25 protein-coding genes and 1 other RNA gene are annotated in these 19,957 nt (G+C 58.6%); 13 read left to right on the forward strand and 13 right to left on the reverse strand.

The genetic code is table 11. From position 1 onward, the window contains the following. Positions 1 to 491: 491 nt before the first annotated feature. The 3 genes from DFP86_RS17285 to DFP86_RS17295 form a co-directional block, all read right to left on the reverse strand. Positions 492 to 899, reverse strand: a complete 408-nt coding sequence (locus tag DFP86_RS17285; protein ID WP_133683606.1) for a hypothetical protein — start codon at positions 897 to 899, stop codon at positions 492 to 494. Positions 900 to 959: 60 nt separating this feature from the next. Continuing rightward, positions 960 to 1,523 carry a flavin reductase family protein gene (locus tag DFP86_RS17290; protein WP_133683608.1) on the reverse strand — a complete coding sequence of 188 codons (564 nt, stop codon included), beginning with the start codon at positions 1,521 to 1,523 and terminating at the stop codon, positions 960 to 962. Positions 1,524 to 1,619: 96 nt separating this feature from the next. Further along, positions 1,620 to 2,357: a substrate-binding periplasmic protein gene (locus DFP86_RS17295; RefSeq protein ID WP_166642321.1), complete on the reverse strand. Its 738-nt coding sequence runs from the start codon at positions 2,355 to 2,357 to the stop codon at positions 1,620 to 1,622. Positions 2,358 to 2,546: 189 nt separating this feature from the next. On the opposite strand from DFP86_RS17295, the gene pepT reads away from it, so the two are divergent. Beyond that, on the forward strand, positions 2,547 to 3,776 hold the full coding sequence (pepT, locus tag DFP86_RS17300) for a peptidase T (RefSeq protein WP_133683612.1): 1,230 nt from the start codon (positions 2,547 to 2,549) through the stop codon (positions 3,774 to 3,776). Positions 3,777 to 3,856: 80 nt separating this feature from the next. Here pepT and DFP86_RS17305 read toward each other — a convergent pair whose 3' ends face one another. Then, complete coding sequence (locus DFP86_RS17305; protein WP_133683614.1) at positions 3,857 to 4,459, reverse strand: hypothetical protein; 603 nt, start codon at positions 4,457 to 4,459, stop codon at positions 3,857 to 3,859. 165 nt (positions 4,460 to 4,624) lie between these two features. Here DFP86_RS17305 and DFP86_RS17310 point away from each other — a divergent pair, with 165 nt between their 5' ends. After that, entirely contained in the window at positions 4,625 to 6,061 is a 1,437-nt protein-coding gene (locus DFP86_RS17310) for an amidase (RefSeq protein WP_133683616.1), read from the forward strand. On the opposite strand, the gene DFP86_RS17315 is transcribed toward DFP86_RS17310, so the two are convergent. Continuing rightward, positions 6,045 to 8,018 carry a peptidase U32 family protein gene (locus DFP86_RS17315; protein WP_133683618.1) on the reverse strand — a complete coding sequence of 658 codons (1,974 nt, stop codon included), beginning with the start codon at positions 8,016 to 8,018 and terminating at the stop codon, positions 6,045 to 6,047. The genes DFP86_RS17310 and DFP86_RS17315 overlap by 17 nt on opposite strands. A 91-nt stretch (positions 8,019 to 8,109) precedes the next feature. After that, positions 8,110 to 8,382, reverse strand: a complete 273-nt coding sequence (locus tag DFP86_RS17320; RefSeq protein WP_133683620.1) for a metal/formaldehyde-sensitive transcriptional repressor — start codon at positions 8,380 to 8,382, stop codon at positions 8,110 to 8,112. Between the two features lie 116 nt (positions 8,383 to 8,498). On the opposite strand from DFP86_RS17320, the gene DFP86_RS17325 reads away from it, so the two are divergent. After that, positions 8,499 to 9,395 carry a nickel/cobalt efflux transporter gene (locus tag DFP86_RS17325; protein WP_133683622.1) on the forward strand — a complete coding sequence of 299 codons (897 nt, stop codon included), beginning with the start codon at positions 8,499 to 8,501 and terminating at the stop codon, positions 9,393 to 9,395. Position 9,396: 1 nt separating this feature from the next. On the opposite strand, the gene DFP86_RS17330 is transcribed toward DFP86_RS17325, so the two are convergent. After that, positions 9,397 to 9,654 carry a type II toxin-antitoxin system RelB/DinJ family antitoxin gene (locus tag DFP86_RS17330; protein ID WP_166642322.1) on the reverse strand — a complete coding sequence of 86 codons (258 nt, stop codon included), beginning with the start codon at positions 9,652 to 9,654 and terminating at the stop codon, positions 9,397 to 9,399. Between the two features lie 160 nt (positions 9,655 to 9,814). Here DFP86_RS17330 and DFP86_RS17335 point away from each other — a divergent pair, with 160 nt between their 5' ends. Then, entirely contained in the window at positions 9,815 to 10,339 is a 525-nt protein-coding gene (locus DFP86_RS17335; protein ID WP_133683626.1) for a hypothetical protein, read from the forward strand. A 25-nt stretch (positions 10,340 to 10,364) separates the two neighbouring features. Here DFP86_RS17335 and DFP86_RS17340 read toward each other — a convergent pair whose 3' ends face one another. Further along, on the reverse strand, positions 10,365 to 10,649 hold the full coding sequence (locus DFP86_RS17340; protein WP_133683628.1) for a DUF3761 domain-containing protein: 285 nt from the start codon (positions 10,647 to 10,649) through the stop codon (positions 10,365 to 10,367). A 170-nt stretch (positions 10,650 to 10,819) separates the two neighbouring features. On the opposite strand from DFP86_RS17340, the gene ssrA reads away from it, so the two are divergent. The 3 genes from ssrA (at position 10,820) to DFP86_RS19645 (ending at position 11,609) form a co-directional block, all read left to right on the forward strand. Beyond that, positions 10,820 to 11,185: a transfer-messenger RNA gene (ssrA, locus tag DFP86_RS17345) on the forward strand. A 110-nt stretch (positions 11,186 to 11,295) separates the two neighbouring features. Beyond that, entirely contained in the window at positions 11,296 to 11,487 is a 192-nt protein-coding gene (locus DFP86_RS17350; RefSeq protein ID WP_133683631.1) for a hypothetical protein, read from the forward strand. A gap of 14 nt (positions 11,488 to 11,501) precedes the next feature. Continuing rightward, positions 11,502 to 11,609, forward strand: coding sequence for an integrase core domain-containing protein (locus DFP86_RS19645; protein WP_133683737.1), 108 nt, complete (start codon positions 11,502 to 11,504; stop codon positions 11,607 to 11,609). 188 nt (positions 11,610 to 11,797) lie between these two features. Here DFP86_RS19645 and DFP86_RS17360 read toward each other — a convergent pair whose 3' ends face one another. After that, positions 11,798 to 12,055, reverse strand: a complete 258-nt coding sequence (locus DFP86_RS17360) for a hypothetical protein (protein ID WP_133683633.1) — start codon at positions 12,053 to 12,055, stop codon at positions 11,798 to 11,800. A 320-nt stretch (positions 12,056 to 12,375) separates the two neighbouring features. Between DFP86_RS17360 and DFP86_RS17365 the strand changes: the two genes are divergently transcribed. Next, positions 12,376 to 12,846 (forward strand): RidA family protein, encoded by a 471-nt coding sequence (locus tag DFP86_RS17365; protein WP_133683634.1) that lies wholly within the window; start codon positions 12,376 to 12,378, stop codon positions 12,844 to 12,846. 181 nt (positions 12,847 to 13,027) lie between these two features. Beyond that, positions 13,028 to 13,450: a GNAT family N-acetyltransferase gene (locus DFP86_RS17370; protein ID WP_133683636.1), complete on the forward strand. Its 423-nt coding sequence runs from the start codon at positions 13,028 to 13,030 to the stop codon at positions 13,448 to 13,450. Positions 13,451 to 13,464: 14 nt separating this feature from the next. Here DFP86_RS17370 and DFP86_RS17375 read toward each other — a convergent pair whose 3' ends face one another. From DFP86_RS17375 to DFP86_RS17385, 3 genes are all read right to left on the reverse strand, one after another. Then, complete coding sequence (locus tag DFP86_RS17375; RefSeq protein WP_166642324.1) at positions 13,465 to 14,469, reverse strand: methyltransferase; 1,005 nt, start codon at positions 14,467 to 14,469, stop codon at positions 13,465 to 13,467. Positions 14,470 to 14,638: 169 nt separating this feature from the next. Next, positions 14,639 to 14,944, reverse strand: coding sequence for a helix-turn-helix domain-containing protein (locus DFP86_RS17380; protein WP_133683641.1), 306 nt, complete (start codon positions 14,942 to 14,944; stop codon positions 14,639 to 14,641). Next, positions 14,937 to 15,209: a type II toxin-antitoxin system RelE/ParE family toxin gene (locus DFP86_RS17385; protein WP_133683643.1), complete on the reverse strand. Its 273-nt coding sequence runs from the start codon at positions 15,207 to 15,209 to the stop codon at positions 14,937 to 14,939. The genes DFP86_RS17380 and DFP86_RS17385 overlap by 8 nt, the downstream gene beginning before the upstream one ends. Before the next feature lie 65 nt (positions 15,210 to 15,274). On the opposite strand from DFP86_RS17385, the gene DFP86_RS17390 reads away from it, so the two are divergent. The 3 genes from DFP86_RS17390 to DFP86_RS19650 all read left to right on the forward strand — a co-directional run bounded on the left by DFP86_RS17390 (position 15,275) and on the right by DFP86_RS19650 (position 18,479). Then, positions 15,275 to 16,567 (forward strand): MFS transporter, encoded by a 1,293-nt coding sequence (locus DFP86_RS17390; RefSeq protein WP_133683645.1) that lies wholly within the window; start codon positions 15,275 to 15,277, stop codon positions 16,565 to 16,567. Between the two features lie 58 nt (positions 16,568 to 16,625). Then, positions 16,626 to 17,693 (forward strand): 3-deoxy-7-phosphoheptulonate synthase, encoded by a 1,068-nt coding sequence (locus DFP86_RS17395; RefSeq protein WP_208108380.1) that lies wholly within the window; start codon positions 16,626 to 16,628, stop codon positions 17,691 to 17,693. 186 nt (positions 17,694 to 17,879) lie between these two features. Then, a complete protein-coding gene (locus DFP86_RS19650; RefSeq protein ID WP_243729434.1) occupies positions 17,880 to 18,479 on the forward strand; it encodes a hypothetical protein in 600 nt (199 codons plus the stop codon). A 190-nt stretch (positions 18,480 to 18,669) separates the two neighbouring features. Here DFP86_RS19650 and DFP86_RS17410 read toward each other — a convergent pair whose 3' ends face one another. Further along, complete coding sequence (locus DFP86_RS17410) at positions 18,670 to 18,921, reverse strand: hypothetical protein (RefSeq protein ID WP_133683653.1); 252 nt, start codon at positions 18,919 to 18,921, stop codon at positions 18,670 to 18,672. Positions 18,922 to 19,101: 180 nt separating this feature from the next. Here DFP86_RS17410 and DFP86_RS17415 point away from each other — a divergent pair, with 180 nt between their 5' ends. After that, positions 19,102 to 19,815, forward strand: coding sequence for a ribonuclease T2 family protein (locus DFP86_RS17415; RefSeq protein WP_133683655.1), 714 nt, complete (start codon positions 19,102 to 19,104; stop codon positions 19,813 to 19,815). Positions 19,816 to 19,957 lie beyond the last annotated feature (142 nt).

Below are 19,957 nucleotides of genomic sequence, written 5' to 3' on the forward strand. Positions count from 1 at the left end.
GTTGCTGCTTAGTTGTGCTCGCTTATTTGCCTTGCAGAGAGTGGCTGCCCTGATTAGCGTCGCTGCCGCGTCCGAATTGTTGTTGGTCAATGCCACCCGTGCGGCGGTACTGAGTTCCTGCAGCCACTTGAGCGAACACTCCGTCGCCGGTGGCGCAGCGCCCGGTTGGTCGGCACTTGCCGGCAGGCTTAAGCCTGCCAATAAGGGGATGGCGAGGAAATGACATGAGAAAGTGCGCATGGCGATGCCTTTTGCGTGATGAAACATTGGAGGTTGCCTCGGGATGCCTCGCATAGGCAGTCCGATCGACTCCTGGTTTACATCGATTGGCTTATTGATCTGTAGGAATTAATTCAAAAATCAGTCGGAACTTTGATGGTGGGCAGATGCGCAGATGAAGGCGGCTCTATGTGGTGGTGGCGCCGTGTTGGGTGTGTCGCGCGTGCACGCCATGCGTCGATTGTCGCCACGCAACGATCATGAGCGGCTTCTTAAGCGCTGGTGTTGATCATGGCGGCGATGCGGCTGGCGTCGGGTCTGGCGCCTAGCACGCTGACGCGGTGCGTGGCCGGGTCGACATCCAACATGAAGGCGGGCTGCGTCGGAATGCCTTGTGCGCGCAATTTCGCCATTAGGGCTGCATCGGGGAATTGCAACTGATGTGGCTCGACGGCTTGGGTCTGCTGTGCCCTTGCTGCCTTGTCGTCGGCCTGTGCAGCGCTTTGCGAGAGTGCGAGCGCTTGGGCCGACAGGGAGACGCGATCTTCGTGTGGGGCTGCGCCGCTCTCGGCGTCCGTGGCATGGGCAGGGTTTGCCGTTGTTGCGGCAAAATCTGCCTGGCCGTAGTTCGGCGTATTGCCGCTCGAGGCGGTCATGGCGATCGGAAGTGTCGAATTCATTGCAAGGGCGCTGGATGGAGTGATTGTCCAGCCCCTCTTGCAGCAATTAGCGTGCCAGCGTTAGAGCGCCAATTCGTCGCCTGTAACGAAGAACGCGCCGCCTGCGATGTAGTGCAGGGTTCGGCTGTCCGGGGTCGGGAAGTGCCAGCGGCCGTCGCTATAGAGCTGCGGATCGGCCCAGGCTGCCGTTACTTCGGCGAGGAACAGGTCATAGCGCTGTTGAATCGAGTCTTCCGGCAGAATGCGGCATTCCAACCAGCCGGCACAGCCGGCCACGAGCGGCAGGTCGCTAGACCCTGTGAAGGTCTCTAGTCCCAATGCGGCGAACTTGTCGCCTTCGCGGCCGGAGCTGGCGCCAACGGCCAGAACTTGGCTGGCGATGGCGCGGGTCGGGATGTTGAGCGCGAAACGACCCGAAGCCTCGATCAGTTCGCGCGTCCAGGTGTTGCGGTCGATGACCACGGCAACCTTGGGCGGGTCGAAATCGAGCGGCATGGCCCAGGCCGCCGCCATGATGTTGCGTTCGCCATTGTGGCTGCTTGTGACGATGGTGACTGGGCCGTGATTGAGCAATCGGTAGGATTTGGCCAGTTCGATCGGCTGGTGGCGCTGGTTGTCCGGCATGATGGAAGACCTAGTGTTGATGTCGCCCTCATTGTCCCGGTGCCCCGCATCACTCGTCAATCCGATACCTTGATGGCCGGCTGTGGCGGGCTGTCTCTAGGGTGAATAGCCGGCTTGCAGGTAGATGCGCTCGATCTCGCCCGACTGTCGCATCTCGCGTATCAGCGCGTTGAGGCGGGAAACCAATGCTTCCGGAGTGCTGCGATGGCAGGCCAGATACATCTCGGTGCGATTGAAGACCAAGATTGGTTCGATTTGGTTCTGTCGGCCTTGCTGGCGCAGGATGTACTGGCCGATGAGCTTGCCGGTGGCCCAGTAGGCGATATGGCCGACCAGCAGCTTGTCTGGATTGAGCTCGTCTTTGACAGTCGCATCCACGTTGTAGCCGCGAGATGCCAGATAGGCGACGATAGCGTCGCCCTGATAAGAACCGATGGCGCGCTGGCCGATCTGCTCCAATCGATCTAGTCGATCCGCCGGCACTTTGGCGAACAGGGCCCAATCGTTGTATACCAGTGGGCCGATCCACTGGTACGACGCCTCGCGCTCGGGCGTTCGCGACATCGAGAATACGCAATGATTCGCTTGGGTTTTGGCGAGCGTGATGGCGCGTACCCAGGGGACGACCGTTATGCTGTAACTCAGCCCCGCTTTTTGCATCAGCAGGGTGACGATGTGGGTGGAAATGCCGGTAGGATTGCCGGCGGAATCCGCGTCGTTGAACGGTGGGTAGGACTCGGTCAGCAGGGTCAACGGCTTAATCGGCGACGGCGGCATCGGTGCGGCCAGCGCCATCGGCAACCAGAAAAGCAGAATGAGTAGCCATCGATACATGGCAGCGAGCCGGGGGAGTAAGAAATATGAAATATACACGCAAACGCCCGATGCCGTGGCGATATCATTTTCCGGTGTTGAGTGCGATTTAACCGGTGGTTGCCGTGATCGTCGGCTTTCTGATGTAACGCAAAATTTGTGCCTCATATTGCATGCACAATGCAATAAAACGCTCGCATTGAGGACAAAATGGACAATATTCTAGAACGGTTCTTCCGCTATATCTCTATCGATACCCAATCGGACCCCGCTGCCGAACGCGTGCCCAGCACCGATGGACAGCTGAACTTGGCGCGTGCCTTGTTCAAAGAGCTGACTGAGCTTGGGTTCGAGGAAATCACGCTGAACGACAAGGGGTGCGTGATGGCGACGCTGCCTTCCAATGTCAACTGGCCGGTGCCGGTGATCGGCTTCATCGCCCATCTGGATACCGCGCCGGACTGCAGCGGCAAGGGTATCAAGCCGCAAGTGGTGGAAAATTATCGCGGTGGCGATGTCAAGTTGGGCATGAGCGGCGAAGTGCTGTCGCCGACACGTTTTCCCGTGCTGAACACGCTGATTGGCCACACGCTGATCACGACCGACGGCACCACGCTTTTGGGATCGGACGATAAGTCCGGCATTACCGAAATCATCACCGCGATGCTGCGTTTGCGAGAGATGAACCGCCCGCACGGTTCGATCCGCTTTGCTTTTTCGCCGGATGAGGAAATCGGCAAGGGCGCCCAGCATTTCGACGTCGAGGCCTTCGGTGCCGAGTGGGCCTACACGGTCGATGGCGGTGGCGTGGGCGAACTGGAGGCGGAGAATTTCAACGCCGCCTCGGCCAATATCAAGATTTTCGGCAACAACGTGCATCCGGGCAGCGCCAAGGACGTGATGGTCAATGCGCTGACGTTGGCTACTCGCATTCACCAGATGCTGCCGACCGAGGAAACGCCGGAACATACCGAGGGATATCAGGGCTTCTTCCACCTGATCTCGCTGAGCGGTGCTGTCGAACAGGCGGAAATGAATTACATCATCCGCGATTTCGATCGCGACAACTTCGCCGCGCGCAAAGCGCGCATCCAGCAGATCGCCCGTGATGTGCAAGCCGGTTTGCCGAGCGACTGTCGCATCGAAGTGACCCTGAAGGACTCGTATTCCAATATGCGCGACGAAGTGGCCAAGTTCCCGCATGTGGTGGAGATCGCCCGCCAGGCGATGGTGGACGTCGGCGTCGAGCCGGAGATGTGCCCGATTCGCGGCGGTACCGACGGTGCGCAACTGTCTTTCCGCGGTCTGCCATGTCCGAACCTGTTTACCGGCGGCTATAACTTCCACGGCAAGCACGAGTTCGTCACGCTGCAAGGCATGGAAAAAGCGGTTTCCGTGATCATGCGTATCGCCGAGCGTACCGCCGACCGAGCACGCTGAGCCGGTTCGGTCAGTTCGAAAAACAACGGGCGCCGAGGCGCCCGTTTTTTCATTCCACTCCTACGGGTGTTCGCTTCTTTTTAATCGTCGTAGCAGTTCTTGCCCGCCATCATCGAACAGGTTAGCGGCCGGGTCTGGTCTAGCCAGGGCTGCTTCTTCTCCTGGCGCAGTCGCTCCAACGCCCGGTCTTTGTCGACCCACTCCTGATTGGCCTGGATGTACTGCTTGCAGGCTTGGTGGTACTGGTCCGCCTGGGATTGGACGTACTCGTCCAGCGGGGTGGCGAAGTTGTAGCTGTTCTTGCGGTAGGCCAGCATGCTGTCGTCGATAGCGGCGAGGTTGTCGCGCATGCGGGCTTTCCAATTTTCCGCCGAGTACTGATCCTGGTTGAAATATTGGGCTGCCGATTGCCAGGAGGCCTCAGTCTCGCGCCGCTTCAATTCGACGTATTCCCGGGCCAGCGCCTGGGTTTTGACGTCGTCCGGTTTGATGTTCCCGAGCGGTTTGAAGGCGCGCGTGCCCTTGGGGAGCGGGCAGCTTAGCGACTGGCGCAAGGCTTGTGCCTTGAAATAGGTGGTGTCGGTGACATCTTGCTGCTCTTGCTCGGTGGTGGAGCCGGAGGCATTGCAGCCCAGCAGGAATGCCAGAGGGAGAGACATTAGCAAAGCGTGTGTTTTTTTCATGTGAATGCCCGCCTTTTTTCCTGAATATCATAGCAGAGGCGCAGGGGGCTCGGCATCTTTGTCATGCATTTGTCGTGGCTGCCTGACGGCTTTTGCGTGCGCATTAGCATGCTTTATGTCATTGTGATCACAATGTGCGTAATCCGAATGTCATGAGAGGCTTGTATGTCCGAACCGCTGCCGCGCGAGTTAGCCGATGCCACGATCCTGTTGCAACAAATGGCGCAGGGGACGTTCGGTGCCGAGAAACTGTTGCATCGTCATCTGATGCGCTTGGGCGAGGTGCAGCCGCTTTTCAATGCGGCGAGCTGCATTTTGCGCGATGAGGCGCGCCAGCAGTGCGACGTCGCCCAGCCTGGCCCGCTGGCGGGGTTGCCGTGCTCGGTCAAGGAGACCCTCGGTATGGCCGGGCAGCCGATTCATGCCGGTTCGAACTTTATGCGGCCACTGATCCCGGCGCAGGACTCAACGGTGGTGGCGCGACTCAAGGCCGCCGGCGCGCTCATCGTGGCGCGCGGCAACGTGCCGGAGTTCGCCATGACCGCCGAAACCTCCAGCCCGCGTCACGGCATCACGCGCAACCCGCTCGCTCCGGATCGGGTGGCTGGCGGTTCGTCCGGCGGCGACGCCGCGTTGGTGGCCTCGGGCGCGGTGGCGTTCGGTGTCGGCTCTGACATCCTGGGCTCGATCCGTATTCCGGCTGCTTGTTGCGGGGTGGTCGGTTTCAAGCCGGCCTCGACGGCCGTGCCGAAGCAAGGTGCCTGGCCGCAAATCGACGGCTTCACCGATAGTTGGCTCGCCATCGGACCGCTCACCCGCTCGGTGCGCGATGCCCGGCTGGTGTACCAAGTGTTGGCACAAGTCACGCTGCCCGCAGTCGATACGTTGAGCGGACTGCGACTGATCGAGGCGGCGGACTTTCCATTGAAATGCGAGTCGCCGTGTATCGATCAAGCGCTGCACGCGGCGCGCGCGGCGCTATTGGCGAGCGGTATGCGACAAGAAAGGCAGCGCTTCGACGAAGTGGTGCCGCTGTACGATCTGATCGCGCCGATGATCTTGCACGACATGCAAGCCGATTGGTATCGAGCGCTCAATAGCGGCGATCGAACCTTCCGTTTTCTGGCGGAGGCCTGGCGTCAGATAATTGATCGGCCCGGCATCGACCGAGGCCTGTTCATGTGGCTGCTCTATGGCGCGACGTTTGGGCGTTTCTCGGTGCCGAAACATGCGGGGAGTTCCGAGCGGCTGATCGGCCGCTTTCAGACGGTGCGCGAGCTGTACCGCACGATGCTTGGCGACGACGGCATCCTGCTCTTGCCGACGATGGGTATGCTGGCGCCCGCGCACGGCGAAATGAATCGTCGCTCCTTGCGGCCGGGACTCAATCAACAGATTAGCCCGCTGGCGCTGTGCAACTATGCCGATCTACCGGCGATCGCCGTGCCGGCCTGGTCGTTCGCCGACCCGGCCACCGGTCTGCCGCCCAGCTTGATGCTGGTGGCGGCGCCTGGAAATGAGGCGCGCTTGCTAGCCGTTGCCGAGGCGGTGGAGCAGCGGGTGAACCCGCCTAGGGTGGACCGGACTATGGTCGCTGCTTGAAGAAGGTGATCGGCGCCAGCGCCGGGATCTCGGTGGGCGGTGCCGATTTGAGAATGTGCTTTTTCATCTTGCCCATGACATGCATTTCGCACGGGCGGCAATCGAACTTCAGCGTATAGGTTTCGCTGCCGGACTTGAGAATCAACGGGTCGGCTCGCACTTGTCCCATCACGCCCTTGATCCCCTTCGCCTGTTTCGGGCACAGATTGAAACTGAAGCGCAGGCAATGCTTGGTGATCATCAGGCTCACCTCGCCATCCTCTTGATGCGCTTCGTAGGCCGGTTCGATCACTTCGACGCCATGACGGCGGTAAAAGCGCCAAGCCAATTCGTTGTAGACGTTGGCCAGATAATTCAGCGAGTCGGCCGGGTAGCGGGGCGTCGGTTCGATGGCGGGTTTGCGCGCTGGGCGCTGCCAGGCCGCCAGCCGGACAGCTTCCAATTGCTCGATCGCTTCGCGCCGCAAGCCATTGATGGCGGAGGCCGGCACGAACCACGGTTGGCTCAGATCGAGCCGGACCTCATGGGCGACGAAGCAGGTGTTGCCGAGCTTGCCGAGTCCGTCGACGAGCCCCTGGCGCGCACGCTCGGCATCCTTGGCCGGCGTCAGTGCCGTCAGCAGGCGAGCGGTGGCGCTGCAACCGTCGGTATCGGTCAGTGTCAGCGCCAAGCCGCCCTCGCACTCGGCGAGGCTCAGCCAGACGCCGATGCGCCGCTCGGCCGAGGGTTTGAGCAACGCCAACTCCCAGGCATGGTCGCGGTTGCGGCAAATCTCCACGCCGGGCTTGAGCCCGGCTAGCAGCGTTGGGTCATTCGGCTGGCAGCGCCATAGCGGCACGCCCTCATCGCTCAGGCCGGCCGGCTTGGCGGTATTGAGCTGCATGCCGATCACTTCGCGTTTGTGCAGATAGTTGATGCCGTCGCCGTTGCTCATCGTCTCGAGGCTAGCGATTTCCAACCAGTCCGGGCCGACCTTGTGCACAGTGCCAAGCGCTACGCCGACAAACTTTGGCGAGTCGAACGCGCCGATATCGCTTTGGCGGCTGGTGGCGAAGTAGTCGGTGCTGCCTCGATGGAAGGTCTTGTCCGGGTCGGGCGTAAAAAAGATCTCGCTGCTGCCGCTGGCTGCCGGCGCCAAATCCGGCCGGCGTTCGAAGATCTCGTCCAGCAACTGGCGGTAATGCGCGGTGATGTTCTTGACGTAACTGATGTCCTTGTAGCGGCCTTCGATCTTCAGCGAACGCACCCCGGCATCCAGTAGCGCAGCCAGGTTTTCGCTCTGGTTGTTGTCTTTCATCGACAGCAGGTGCTTGTCGAAGGCCACGACGCCGCCCTTCTGATCGGTGAGCGTGTAGGGCAGCCGGCAGGCCTGCGAACAGTCGCCGCGGTTGGCGCTGCGGCCGGTTTCGGCATGGCTGATGTAACACTGGCCGGAAAAGGCGACGCACAGGGCGCCGTGGACGAAGTATTCGATGGTGGCGGCGCCGTCCAATCTTGCGGCGATGGCGCGCACTTGCTCGATCGATAGCTCGCGTGCCAGCACCAGCTGAGAAAAACCGACATCGGCCAGGAAGCGCGCCTTGTCGGCGTCGCGAATATCGCACTGGGTGGAGGCGTGCAGCTCGATCGGCGGTAGATCCAATTCCAGAATGCCCATGTCTTGGACGATCAGCGCGTCGACCCCGGCGTCGTACAATTGCCAGATCAACCGACGCGCCGCATCCAGCTCGGCGTCGTGCAGAATGGTGTTGAGCGTAACGAACACGCGAGCGTGATAGAGATGGGCGAATCGCGTGAGCGAGGCGATGTCGGCGACGCTGTTGCAGGCGTTGTGGCGCGCACCGAAGCTGGGTCCGCCGATATAGACGGCGTCCGCGCCGTGCAGGATGGCCTCACGGCCGATCTCGACGGTTTTAGCGGGGGACAGCAACTCGACCTGGTGCGGCAACAAACTCATGGAAACTTCCTGCGTGAACGAATGATGTGGGGCGGAAGTATAACGGAATCATGGGTTTGGGCGCGACTGCATTTTTGCCGATCCGGCTGTGTTACTTCAAATACGACTTGATCACCTGCAGTACGACTTCCAGATCTTGTTGGCGTTGCGCCTGATCGGGCTCATCGACCAGGTGAACGCTCAAATGGCCTTCGATCACCGCGCCCATTAGCCCGTTGACTGCGCCGCGAATCGCGGCGATCTGTTGCAGCACGGCGCTGCACTCGGTGCCATTGGTCAATAGCTTTTCCAGTGCGGCCGTTTGGCCATGCAGGCGACGCACTCGAGCAAGTAGTTTGGCTTGGTCGCGAATGGTGTGCGACATGCCTTCTCCTTATCGATTCCAATTAGCCGGCAGCGTAGCACAAAATACAGGGGGGTAGTATTTTTATACTGCGGGGGAGTATACTGCCGTCAATGACTATTGGATGACAAACGACTATGTTGAACTTCACCAATCTATTGCAGTACGGTAACGCTTGGTTGTTTATCCCCAGCGCTATCCTGCTCGGCGCCTTGCATGGCCTCGAACCCGGCCATTCCAAAACCATGATGGCGGCGTTCATTGTGGCGATCCGCGGCACGATCGGCCAAGCAGTACTACTCGGCCTGTCGGCCACCTTGTCGCACACTGCCGTCGTGTGGCTGGTGGCGATGGTTGGACTGCATTTCGGCGGACAATGGCGCGCCGAATCAAGCGAGCCGTATTTTCAGTTGGTATCGGCGGTGATGATTCTGGCCGTTGCCTGCTGGATGTTGTGGCGCACTTGGCGCGAGCAGCATCACCACGAGCACGATCACCCGCACGATCACGCCCATGGCCACTCGCATTCGCATGCCCATCCACACGCACAGGGCAGCTCGCTGAAGCATGCTCATGGCAGGGGCGTCACTGTGGGCAAATACCGGCCGGTTGCCGCACAAGATGCCATGGCGGCGTTCGAGATCATGGCGGGCCAAGCTCAGGATGCTCACGAGCGAGCACACGCCGAAGACATTCGCCGCCGTTTTGCCGGCCGCTCGGCGACCACCGGGCAGATTGTGCTATTCGGTCTGACCGGCGGTCTCGTACCGTGTCCAGCCTCGATCACAGTGCTGTTGTTGTGCTTGCAATTGAAGAAAGTGGCGTTGGGGGCGACGTTGGTGCTGTGCTTTAGCGTTGGCCTGGCACTGACCATGGTGGCCTCGGGCGTTCTGGCGGCGCTGAGCCTCAAACACCTGTCCGGGCGTTGGCGCGGCGCGGGCGAGTTCGCGCGCAAGGCACCGTACTTCTCGGGCGTATTGATCGTGCTGGTGGGGTTGTCGATCGGCTATTCCGGCCTGCGGCACCTGCTGTAATTCACGGTTCGCCGGTGATTGCGCGCATCAACTCGGAAAAGCTGGCATAGGTCGGCAGGTCGTGCTCATCCGCGTCGCCGGTGGATGGCTGGCTATCGGCGCCGAAAAAGGCGATGTCGCCCGGCAGGCGTCCTTCGCGCGCGACGTAGCTCAATAATGCGCGAATGGCCTGCGACATCGTCAGGCCTTCTCGCTGCAGAATACTGACCGCCTGTGCCTTGATGTCGGCATCGACGGCCGCGCTGACGGTGGTGTGCATATGAAGCCCCGGCATGGGTGAAGACAGGATGTCATTATGCGGTGGCGAGCACCGATAGCGTGTTGATCTGCCTCTACCTTTTGTTCCGACCTGACTCTATGAGATTTTCCGAAATCTTGGCGGCTGGTGCATAATCGGAAAACCCACAGGAGAGTCCGCCATGCATTTGATACCTGCAAGCTTCGTGCCGCCGCGCACCGTTTCACTGGCGAATCTCGATCTGGTGGTCTTGTCGCCGGAATGGGCTCAGCAGGATTTCGCCGCGTTGGAACGCTGTGCCGACACGATCCGCCATGTCTTTGGCCCAGATAATCATTGGCCTGACGCCGACATCAGTTACGAAGAGAACCTGGCCGATCTGTTGCGTCATGAGCGAGAGTTCAATGAAGGCGAGGCCTTTGCCTACGCCATGCTACAAGGCGAGCGTTACTTGGGGTGCCTGCATATCAAGCCGATCAAATCGCGTATCGACAACGATGCGCGCCGACGGCTGTTTCAAGCTCAGGCCTTCTTTTGGTTGGCGAACGACGAGGCGCAGCCCGACCCGGGCAGCGTACTCGCCACCCTGCGCGACTGGTTGAATGCCGAATGGCCGTTCGAAGCCGTGGCATGGCCGGGGAGGGTGCAGGGTTGGGACGAGTGGCAGGCGATGGCACATGCGCCGTGCATGAATGACGGCGCATAGCTGGTCTTGCCTATCCGCTGTCTCGTTATTTAAACCACTCAGCTACGCCACCATGCCGCGAACAGGTGCCGCGGTGGTGTTGGCTGAAACTATACGTGCCATCCCCGCACTTTGCTGTGGCGCCGTCCGGACGCTTGCCGGACTTCGAATGTGCCGGTTTATGTACGGTTTGCCCGTCGACGTTGTTATAGCTGCCTTGCTCGACCAATTGACTTTGATTTGCCGTGTCGTTCGGATCGTCTGCATAAGCATGTGCCATCCCGAGCAGGCAACCGAGTGCCAGCGCCAATAGCCATTTCTTCGATGTCATGTGCAATTTCCCGCGTGGTCTGTGAATTGCTATGCCGATAGGTGTTGTTTACCTAAATGGCATTGTATGCGAGAAACATGAACCATAAATGAGAATGTCGCGAATTGCTGGGGGGGCTCCATAAGGTCATGGACGCCTACCCCGCCTAGCGGTATACTGGCGGATCATCTGGGGGCGACCTGGTTTCGACGAGGGTTGCAAAGCGGATGGGTGCATACCGGGATTTCAGTTACCCCGTAAAACGCTGAAATTGTAATAACCGCAAACGACAACGTTTACGCTCCGACAGCCCTAGCGGCCTAAGTCGGACTCTGCAGCGGCTCGCTGATGGGCCGTGGAGGCAACTCCCGCAGAGTCATCCTACATCAGCTCGCCTTGCTTCGGGTTACTTGATCCAGGGTTAAATTAAGGTGACTCGCCTCAAACCAGCCTGCCCGTCGGCGGGGGAGAGGTTAAATTCAAACGACACGGCTAAGTATGTAGATCTCACTGTAGAGGGCTTTCGGACGCGGGTTCGATTCCCGCCGCCTCCACCAAATTTACTTCCCATGCAGTACCGAGAAGTATCAAGAAACCCAGACAGCTAAAGGCTCTCTGGGTTTTTTGTTGTCCATTAGTTTCCGAGAGTGTCCGTTGGCGCATGAGCATGGGGAACGGCTGGACACCCGAGCGACGGGCCTGGCAGGCAGAGCTGATCAGACAGTGGAAACCATGGGAGAAAAGCACCGGCCCGCGCACCGAGGAAGGCAAAGAAAACAGTCAATACAACGCACTGAAGCACTACATGCGCTGCGCGGAAGAGATAGATGCCGGAACCGGATTGAAGCCAAGATCGTGATCGAAGACTGACACATTCATTACAATGAAGTGCGCCCGCATTCGAGTTTGCAGTACCTGACACCGATGGAATTTCGCCGGAAGTCGGAGATGACAACCCAACCTGGAGTGATGAATTTCTAGATGCTAGCGGTTCGATAAAACCAGTCAGGTCATCCTCTTCACACTGCTTTTCCCAATTCCAAAATGTTCAGCCGTAGCCGAGTTGTGATTGTGGACAGGTTTCAACCAAGCCGCGTATAGGACTAGTCGATAGGTCAAGCGCGAGAGGATGGCCGGGGAGCCGTGCTCCCCGCCTCCAGTGAAGGCCGTTAATCGGCCGTTAGCACCAAGCAGTTCGCAAGATGGCGCGCATGCGCGACCTGCGGCAGCACCATCCATGTCATGCCGGCATCGATCGGCTCAAACGCCCAAAACAAGCGGCTATCGACCACCAAGCGGCACTCGTCGGAATTTGGGCGAGGCTGATGCGGCGTGCACAACATGGAAATCAGCGAAAACAACTGATGCTGGCGGGAATCCTGCTTTTGTGAAAACACAGGGACTGCATTACTATCGATGGCAACCATACTGGCTCCTCGTGAGAGTTGGTGTGGCCAGCGGGTTCGGCGGTGTGCTACCACCCCGGGCCCGCGCCTCATAACGCGGCAAACGCCGCACCCGTAGATTACCCAGCCACACACCCACTGACAATCAAGCGCGGCCGTCAGAAAATGCTGAAATTTGTGGCCGTAAGGTGCGATCGCGCCCATCGTCTTCATTCCTGGATACGGTCATATGCCCAGTTTGGTGATTAATCTACCTATATGGCATGATTTGTCGGCAGAAAGGCGGGGTATCGAATGCTCGATCACAGATTGATGACCGACTTTCAATAATGGAGGGTGGCATGACGGCGGACAATCGCTTTGCAGATGCCTCGAAAGATCTGGGGTATGATTTTTCTGGGGAATTGAAAATTGGCGGCAACTGTTCGCCAGTTGTTCAGGATGGAAAGCAGCTTTTCATTAGCGGGCAAATCCCCAGGATGGGCGACGAGGTATTGTTTGTTGGCGCTGTCGGTGATGGCATTAACTTGGCTTCCGCGAAAAAAGCCGCCGCGGTTTGCGTGATGCGTGCCCTTGCCCTGATTCAGCGCGCCATCGGTTCTCTGGCGTCAATTCAGTGTGTGTCTAGAATGACTGTCTATGTCCGATCTGCGCCGTCCTTCACACAACAAAGCGAGGTGGCCGATGGCGCATCGGATACTTTGGCAAAGGTATTGGGCTCGATCGGCATGCACAGCAGAACCTCCGTTGGCGTGCTGCAGCTTCCCAAGGGCGCTGCTGTCGAGGTCGACCTCATCGTTTCGATAAAATAACGACCAAATCGATATCACAACATGCGATACATCCTTCGATTCATCAAATGGTATTGGCAAAAATGGCTGCGCATTCATGAAAGCGCTGACGTGAAGGATTGCCGCACGACAAAGCCGAACGGTAAGTCGACACGCAACGCGCCATGATTCAATCGGGTGCTATCGCAAGAAAGAAGCTTCGATGGAGTTTAAACTGGATCTTTCCGATATTGCGGATGAGCAAGTCAGAGAGCGGATTATCGGCCCGTTGAAACAGTTCAATGAACAGCAGGCTGGCCCAGGCGGTTACCGCCCGCTGGTCATTACTGTCAAGAATGAGGCGGATGAGGTGGTGGGCGGTCTCTGGGGTGCGACGTCGTACGGTTGGTTGTTTACCCAGCTCCTTGTCGTTCCTGAGGCGGCCCGCGGTAAAGGCCTCGGCAAAAAAATATTAGCCATGGCGGAGCGGGAGGCCATTGCGCGAGGCTGTCATAGCGCGTGGCTGGATACGTTTGAGTTTCAGGCCAAAGGATTCTACCAACAGCTGGGATACACGGTTTTTGGTGAGCTGCCGGATTACCCTCGCGGCTTTTCTCGCTTTTTCTTGAAAAAATCGCTGGTTTAACCGGGCGTGCCCGATCAGGTCCATGCGGGCTTGCGTGCGGTGACGAGGCTTTCGCCGCCGGCGAGCACGACGCGCGTTATTTCCTCGAAGCCAGCCTGGGTCAGCCATTCCCGATACTCCCGCTCGGTGTGGGCGCGGCCTTCGTCGTAGATGTTGACGAATACCAGGTTGAACGTCACCGCTTCCTCTGGCGCAAGGCGCGAGTCGTCGAGGATTTTGCCGAGAATGAATACCGGACTGCCGGGTTCGAGTACTTGGAAAACATGCTTGAGAGCCTGCTGTGCTTGCGCGGGCGACAAAACTTGAAAGAAGGAGCGCAGGACGGCGACGTCGTAGCGTCCGTCGAACGAGCCTTGTACCGCATCGCCTACGAGCGCGCGAACGTGTTCCGTCATGTTTTCTTCGGCGATGAGGCGCTGAGCGATCGGCGCGACGATGGGCATTTCCAAAACCGTGGCGCGCAGCGATGGGTGGGCCGCGCATAGCGCCGTCGCCAGCCCGCCGGATCCCCCGCCGACGTCGAGCAGGTGGCGATGGCGTGAGAAATCCCAACGGCTCGCCAGCATGCGTCCACAAGCTTTTGTGGCGGGGTGCAGGCCGCGTAGGTAGGTTTCCATTGCGTCGGACGGGAGGGTGCCGAAGTCCAGCTTCGCCAGCGGCCGGTCGGCGCGGATGGAGGCGGCGGTATGTTGCAGTTCCTGGTAGCGGGCGGTGTAGAAAGCATGCCGGCCGCCGAGGTAGGTCGGCTTGCCTTTGACCAGGAATTCATCGGCTTCGGGGGTGTTGGCGAACAGCGCTTGCTCGACCGTCAACAGCTTGGCCGCCACCAGCGCGTATAGCAATGGGGTCAATCGTGCCGGCGCCACGTTCAGCGCTGCCGCCAATTGTTCGGCGCTCATCGGGCCGGCGGCCAGCGGCGTGAACAAATCCAACTGCATGCCTGCGATCATGGCGAAAGCCGGATAAGCGGCGGTGCCCAATTTTTGAATGGTTTCCGGTTGTAGGGCGGTGTGGGGCATGCTGTTCTTTCGGGGTGGCTGAACGGGGTTTTCGCTGTTCCTCGATTGTGGCATGACGAGCGCTTTGGCGACGGTTGTGCTTCGCTTGCCGCTGTTGATTCAGGTCATGTTCTGGCGAAAGGCATGCCAGAGGAATGTTTTCGATGCTGGCTGATGGTGGCGTGTGGCGCTATGCCAATACTTCCAGTCCTTTGCGGGCTACCAGGTTCAAGAGTTTCAGCGAAGGCCCGTTGGGGTGTTTTTCTCCACGCTCCCATTTGCGGATTGTCGACAAGCTGGTGTTGAGGTATGCGGCGAATACGGCTTGGCTAGCGCGGCAGCTCAGTCGCAGCGATTTGATTTCGGTCGGCGAAAATGGCTTGACCGGCGGCAAGCAACTGGCATCGAACTCACGCATGGTCTGAGCGTCGATCAGACCTATATCGGCCAATTCTTTGGCCGTTTCATGCAAGGTGTTTAGCAAGCGGCTAGTCATCGTAAGGAACCTCGATCAAATTGCCTTCGAGCAGCGTTAACGCAAGTTGCGCGGTATGAAAGTTTAAATACACCTCGGCCAATTGTTTTAAGGCTCTCAGCTCGTCGCGAGAAACGTTGTCGCGCTCGTTCTTGGCAAATCCATAGATAAAAAACGCCTTGTTTCCATGGCGGTACGCCAGCAAGGTACGTGCTCCGTTGCGCTTGCCTCGGCCAGGGAGCGGGACGCGCTTCTTGATGATGTGACTGCCAAGATCGGCATCGATTTGGTGACGTAGTCTGTTGTGTAAGTTCCCCGAGGTTGCATGGCATTTTTCGCTGCAAGCCGCTGTTGATTCAGGTCATGTCCCGGCGAAAAACATGCCAAAGGAATTTTCTCGATGCTAGCTTGGGAGCGCCTGTCATCCCAGGTTGTTACGAGCAAAGTCGAGAGTGGGTTATGTTGAAAGAGCGTTGGGTTGTTTACGCATCATTCCTGATCATCTTTGCATTCACGACGGTGGATGCATCGATTTCGCCGATGGTGTTGCCGTTGCATCGGCATTTCGGCGTTTCCATGGACGAAATTCTGCTGCTGATTTCCAGTTGTACGGCGGGGATCGTCTTGGGCGTGTTTTGGGGGCCGATGCTGACGCGCTCGGTCATGTTGTCCAGGCTGGTCGTTGTTACTGTTGCAGCCATGGTGTTGGGCGTGGCGGGTTTCCTGGCTTTTCCTTCGTTTGCGATGGCCGTGGTGTTCCGCTTTGTTTTTGGCTTGGGCGGCGGGATTATGGCGTCGTTGATGTGGTGGCTAACCTTTCATGGGGTTTCCAAAGCCAATTATCAGGCCATGGTGAATGTGTTGATGTCGGCCCGGCCGCTGGCTGCCGCGCTGGGTGTGCCATTTGCCACCATCGTCGCGGCCAAGTCGGCTTGGCACAGCCCGTTTTTGCTGTTTGCCGTGTTGATTCTGGGGTGTGGCGCGTTGCTGTATGCCCAGACGGGAAAGGTGACGCAGACGATTGAAAAATGGGAGGCGAAGAGCCTGCTGCGCGATTACGGCATGGCGCTTGGCCAGCCGCAGGCGATGCCGTTTTACCTTGGCATGGTATTCAGTAAGGCCTGTTATTTCGGTATCTATGCCATTGCCGGGATCTGGTTTTACCGGCATTACGGTCTGCAATTGCTCGAAGTGGGCTCGCGGCTGTTCTTTATCGGTATGGCCGAGGTGGCAATGACCTTTGCGGCGCCCTATGTTCTGCGATATTTCGGTTATGTCAAAACGCTGGTGGGCAGCATTGTCTTGTCAGCGGCGGTGTTTCTTGTTCTGGTCAAGGCGTATTGCCCGTTGTGGGGCGCGACGCTGTTGTTTGTCGTCTTTGTCGGTTTGGATCGGGTGATTAGCATGGCGTTGACCCTTTCTTTGCCCAAGATGTTTCCTGACGTCGACAATCGGGCGATTTTCGGAAGCCTGGTGACGCTATCCGCCTGGATGGGCCTTGCCCTGGTTTCTTACCTGGAAGGCGATAATTTGGCGCGTGTCGGGTTGGGTGCGGTGGAGTGGGGGTTGCTGGCCAGTTTCGTATTCGGTTCTTGTCTGATCTGCTATGTGCAGCGGGTGCGGGTTTTTTCCCTGATGGATTAACTGCAAGTCCTTGAGTGTTTCTGGTAAGCTGTGGTGACATTATTTTTCTAATATTGCCATGGTTAAAACGGAAAATCTCAATATCGAGTCATTCGACCCGATGCCGACGCCGGATGATATTCATCAACGCCTGCCGCTGTCGGATGCGTTGGCCGAGCATGTGCTGGCCAGTCGACAAGCGCTGCAACGGATTCTCGATCGATCCGACAAACGCAAGTTCGTCGTGGTCGGTCCTTGTTCGATTCACGATCCGGTTGCCGGGCTCGACTATGCGCGCCGCCTCAAGCGGTTGGCGGATGAGCTATCCGACGTGCTCTACTTGGTGATGCGCGTCTATTTCGAAAAGCCGCGAACCACAACCGGCTGGAAGGGGTTCATCAACGATCCGCGCATGGATGATTCCTTCATGATCGACGAAGGGGTGTTCCGTGCGCGCGAGTTTCTGTTGGAAGTCAACCGTTTGGGGTTGCCGGCGGCAACCGAGGCGCTGGATCCGATTGCGCCGCAGTACATCGGCGATCTGATCGCCTGGACGGCGATCGGCGCGCGCACCTCCGAGTCGCAGACCCATCGAGAGATGTCGTCCGGCTTGTCCACGCCGGTTGGTTTCAAAAATGGCACGGATGGTTCGGTCGCCACCGCGGTCAATGCCATTATGTCGGCTTCGTATCCGCATAGTTTTCTTGGTATCAACGGCCAGGGGCGTTCGTCGATTATTCGTACCCGCGGCAACCGCTATGGCCATCTGGTTTTACGCGGCGGGGGCGGGCGGCCGAACTACGATAGCGTCAGTGTCGCCATGGCCGAAGCGGCGCTCAGCGCGGCGGGCTTACCCTGCAATATCGTCATCGACTGCTCACACGCCAATTGCGGCAAGCAGGCCGCGCTGCAGCCGCTGGTGGTTGGCGATGTCTTGCGCCAGATCGAGTATGGCAACAGCAGTATTGTCGGCTTGATGCTGGAAAGCTTTCTGGAGGCCGGTAACCAGCCGTTGACGGAAAATTTGTCTGCGTTGCGCTATGGCTGTTCTGTGACCGACCCTTGTCTGAATTGGGAAACGACCGAAGCCACTTTGCGTGAGGCGGCGGTCGTTTTGCGTGGCGAGGCTCGGGGCGCGGGCGGCTGAACGGGGGTTGGCGAGGTGGGCTTTACCCACAGAGATTGTGGATAAGACTGTGGGCAAATGCTGCAAGTGCTTGTCCGGTCGTTGGGGATATGGAGCGGTCAAATTTTGCGCATTTCATGCCGGTTAATTGAAATACAGTATAAATTGTTTATACTGTTAAGGTTAACTTGTGCACAGAGGTGAGCAATGAAAGCAAGTAATCGCACCACCAAGCCGGCGGCCGCCACATCGGCTGTTGCCAAACCGGCGGCTGCCGCATCGGCTGTTGCCAAGCCTGAAGTAGCTAAGCCCGTAGCGGCCAAGCCCGCAGTAGCTAAGCCCGTAGCGGCCAAGCCCGCAGTAGCCAAGCCTGTAGCGGCCAAGCCCGCAGTAGCCAAGCCCGCAGTAGCCAAGCCCGCAGTAGCCAAGCCCGCAGCGGCCAAGCCCGCAGTAGCCAAACCCGCAGCGGCCAAACCCGTAGCAGCCAAGCCTGTAGCAGCCAAGCCCGCAGTCGATCCGCATCCGGCCCAGGTGCTTGCCGAGGTGCAGGTCGCGTCGCAGATTCGGGTCAAGAAGAAGGCTGGGGGTAAGAAGCCCAAGTTGGTTAGGGATAGTTTCACCATGCCTGAGGGCGAGTACCAGCAGATTGCCGCGCTGAAGCAGCGTGTGTTGACACTTGGGCAGGAGGTGAAGAAGAGCGAGTTGTTGCGTGCCGGCCTGGCCGCTTTGAGCAAGCTATCCAACGCGCAGTTGCAACAAGCGCTGTCGCAACTGGAAAAAATCAAGACTGGTCGGCCCGCCAAGTAAGGGCTGATCGTTCGATGAAATGGGGTTTTCGCCTAATGCCAGTCAGTTAACGCCGACTGGCATTTTTCTTGATCGCTCGCAGGGGCTGTGAGAGCGACTTGAGCCGCGAACAGGGTAGTGCGGGGTGGAGGGTATCGCGGCTGAAGCCGCTACAGCCGCTCCTGCAGTGCGCCTTATGGGCCCCTTGTCTCTATTGTGGATCCGGGGTGGGGTGCATCAGCGATTGGATCAATTGATTGGTGGCGGCCTGCGCCGTGAGTTCCTTGGTGCTGTGGTCGTACAGCACCGAGCCGATGGCGATCAGGCTGAAGAGTTCTTCTTCGCTGAGCTTGGGCGCGATCTGTGCCAAGGTGACGGCATACAGTGCCGGAATGGCCGCCCACTTGATCTGTTGGCTGCTCTTGGCCTGAATCATGAAGCTGAGAATCTGAGAGGCGTTCATGGTGTGTTCTGGGCAAACGGTTGGGCAAGCCTACCATATTTTGTGGTTGCGTGGCCTGACGGCGGCAAGTATTGCCTCTGATGTCCTTTGTCGTTGGGTCATTTGATGTCGAAGCTTTATTTGTTAACCCATTGGAATATACTGTCCGCCGTTCGATGTTGACCTGATGGGGAGCTTTGCATGATGAAAACGTGGCTTGTTGTCGTGGCCGGCGCCATGGCGGTACTGAGTGGTTTAGCAATGGCGGCCGATATACCGGCCGGTAACGGATTCGACTATTACTTGTTGTCCACGCAATGGGTGCCGGGCTGGTGTCAGACCGGCACGGCCGGCAAGAGCGGTGCGACGCTCGATCCGTCTCAGGCATGTGGCGAGAAGGTGGCGCCGTTGATGTTCCATGGCTTGTGGCCGGAGCGTAGCGATGGCAGTTATCCGCACGATTGCCATGCCGTGCCGCCACTCGATTCGACGCGGCTGACCTTTGCCAATCCCTATCGGCCGTACCTGAAGAACGCGGTCGAATTTGTCGATCACGAGTGGAGTAAGCACGCCACCTGTACGCCGTTTTATCAGCCGGGCAGCGAGCAAAGCGATGCCGCCGGGTATTACCAGCGTGTGAACCGCTATTTTGGCGACGCCATTGCCGCCTACCAAAAAATTACGGTGCCGGCGCTGGCGGCGCAGAGTACGGTCGACGCCATCAAGCAGCGTTTTGCCGAGCGCAATCCGCAATATCCGGCTGCCGCCCAGTTCGCCACCTGCGACAAAGATCCCCAGCAGAAGAAGTTCTTGACCGGGCTGTGGTTGTGCGTCGACACCGGGCTGAAAGCGATCGCCTGCCCGGCTGGTTTGATGAAATATGAAAATTGCCAGGGTGAAATCAACACTCGCTGAGTGGTCATGAGCCGCATCCTGCAAAAAAGGCCGCTTTCGCGGCCTTTTTTTGATCTTGCGCATTTTTTTCATATTTCTATGCGCTATACCGTATGAATACCAATCATATTCCGCCATCGGGCGGTACCGACAAAATGGGGTG

It is taken from the genome of Paludibacterium purpuratum (assembly GCF_004363805.1).
GTDB lineage: Bacteria > Pseudomonadota > Gammaproteobacteria > Burkholderiales > Chromobacteriaceae > Paludibacterium > Paludibacterium purpuratum.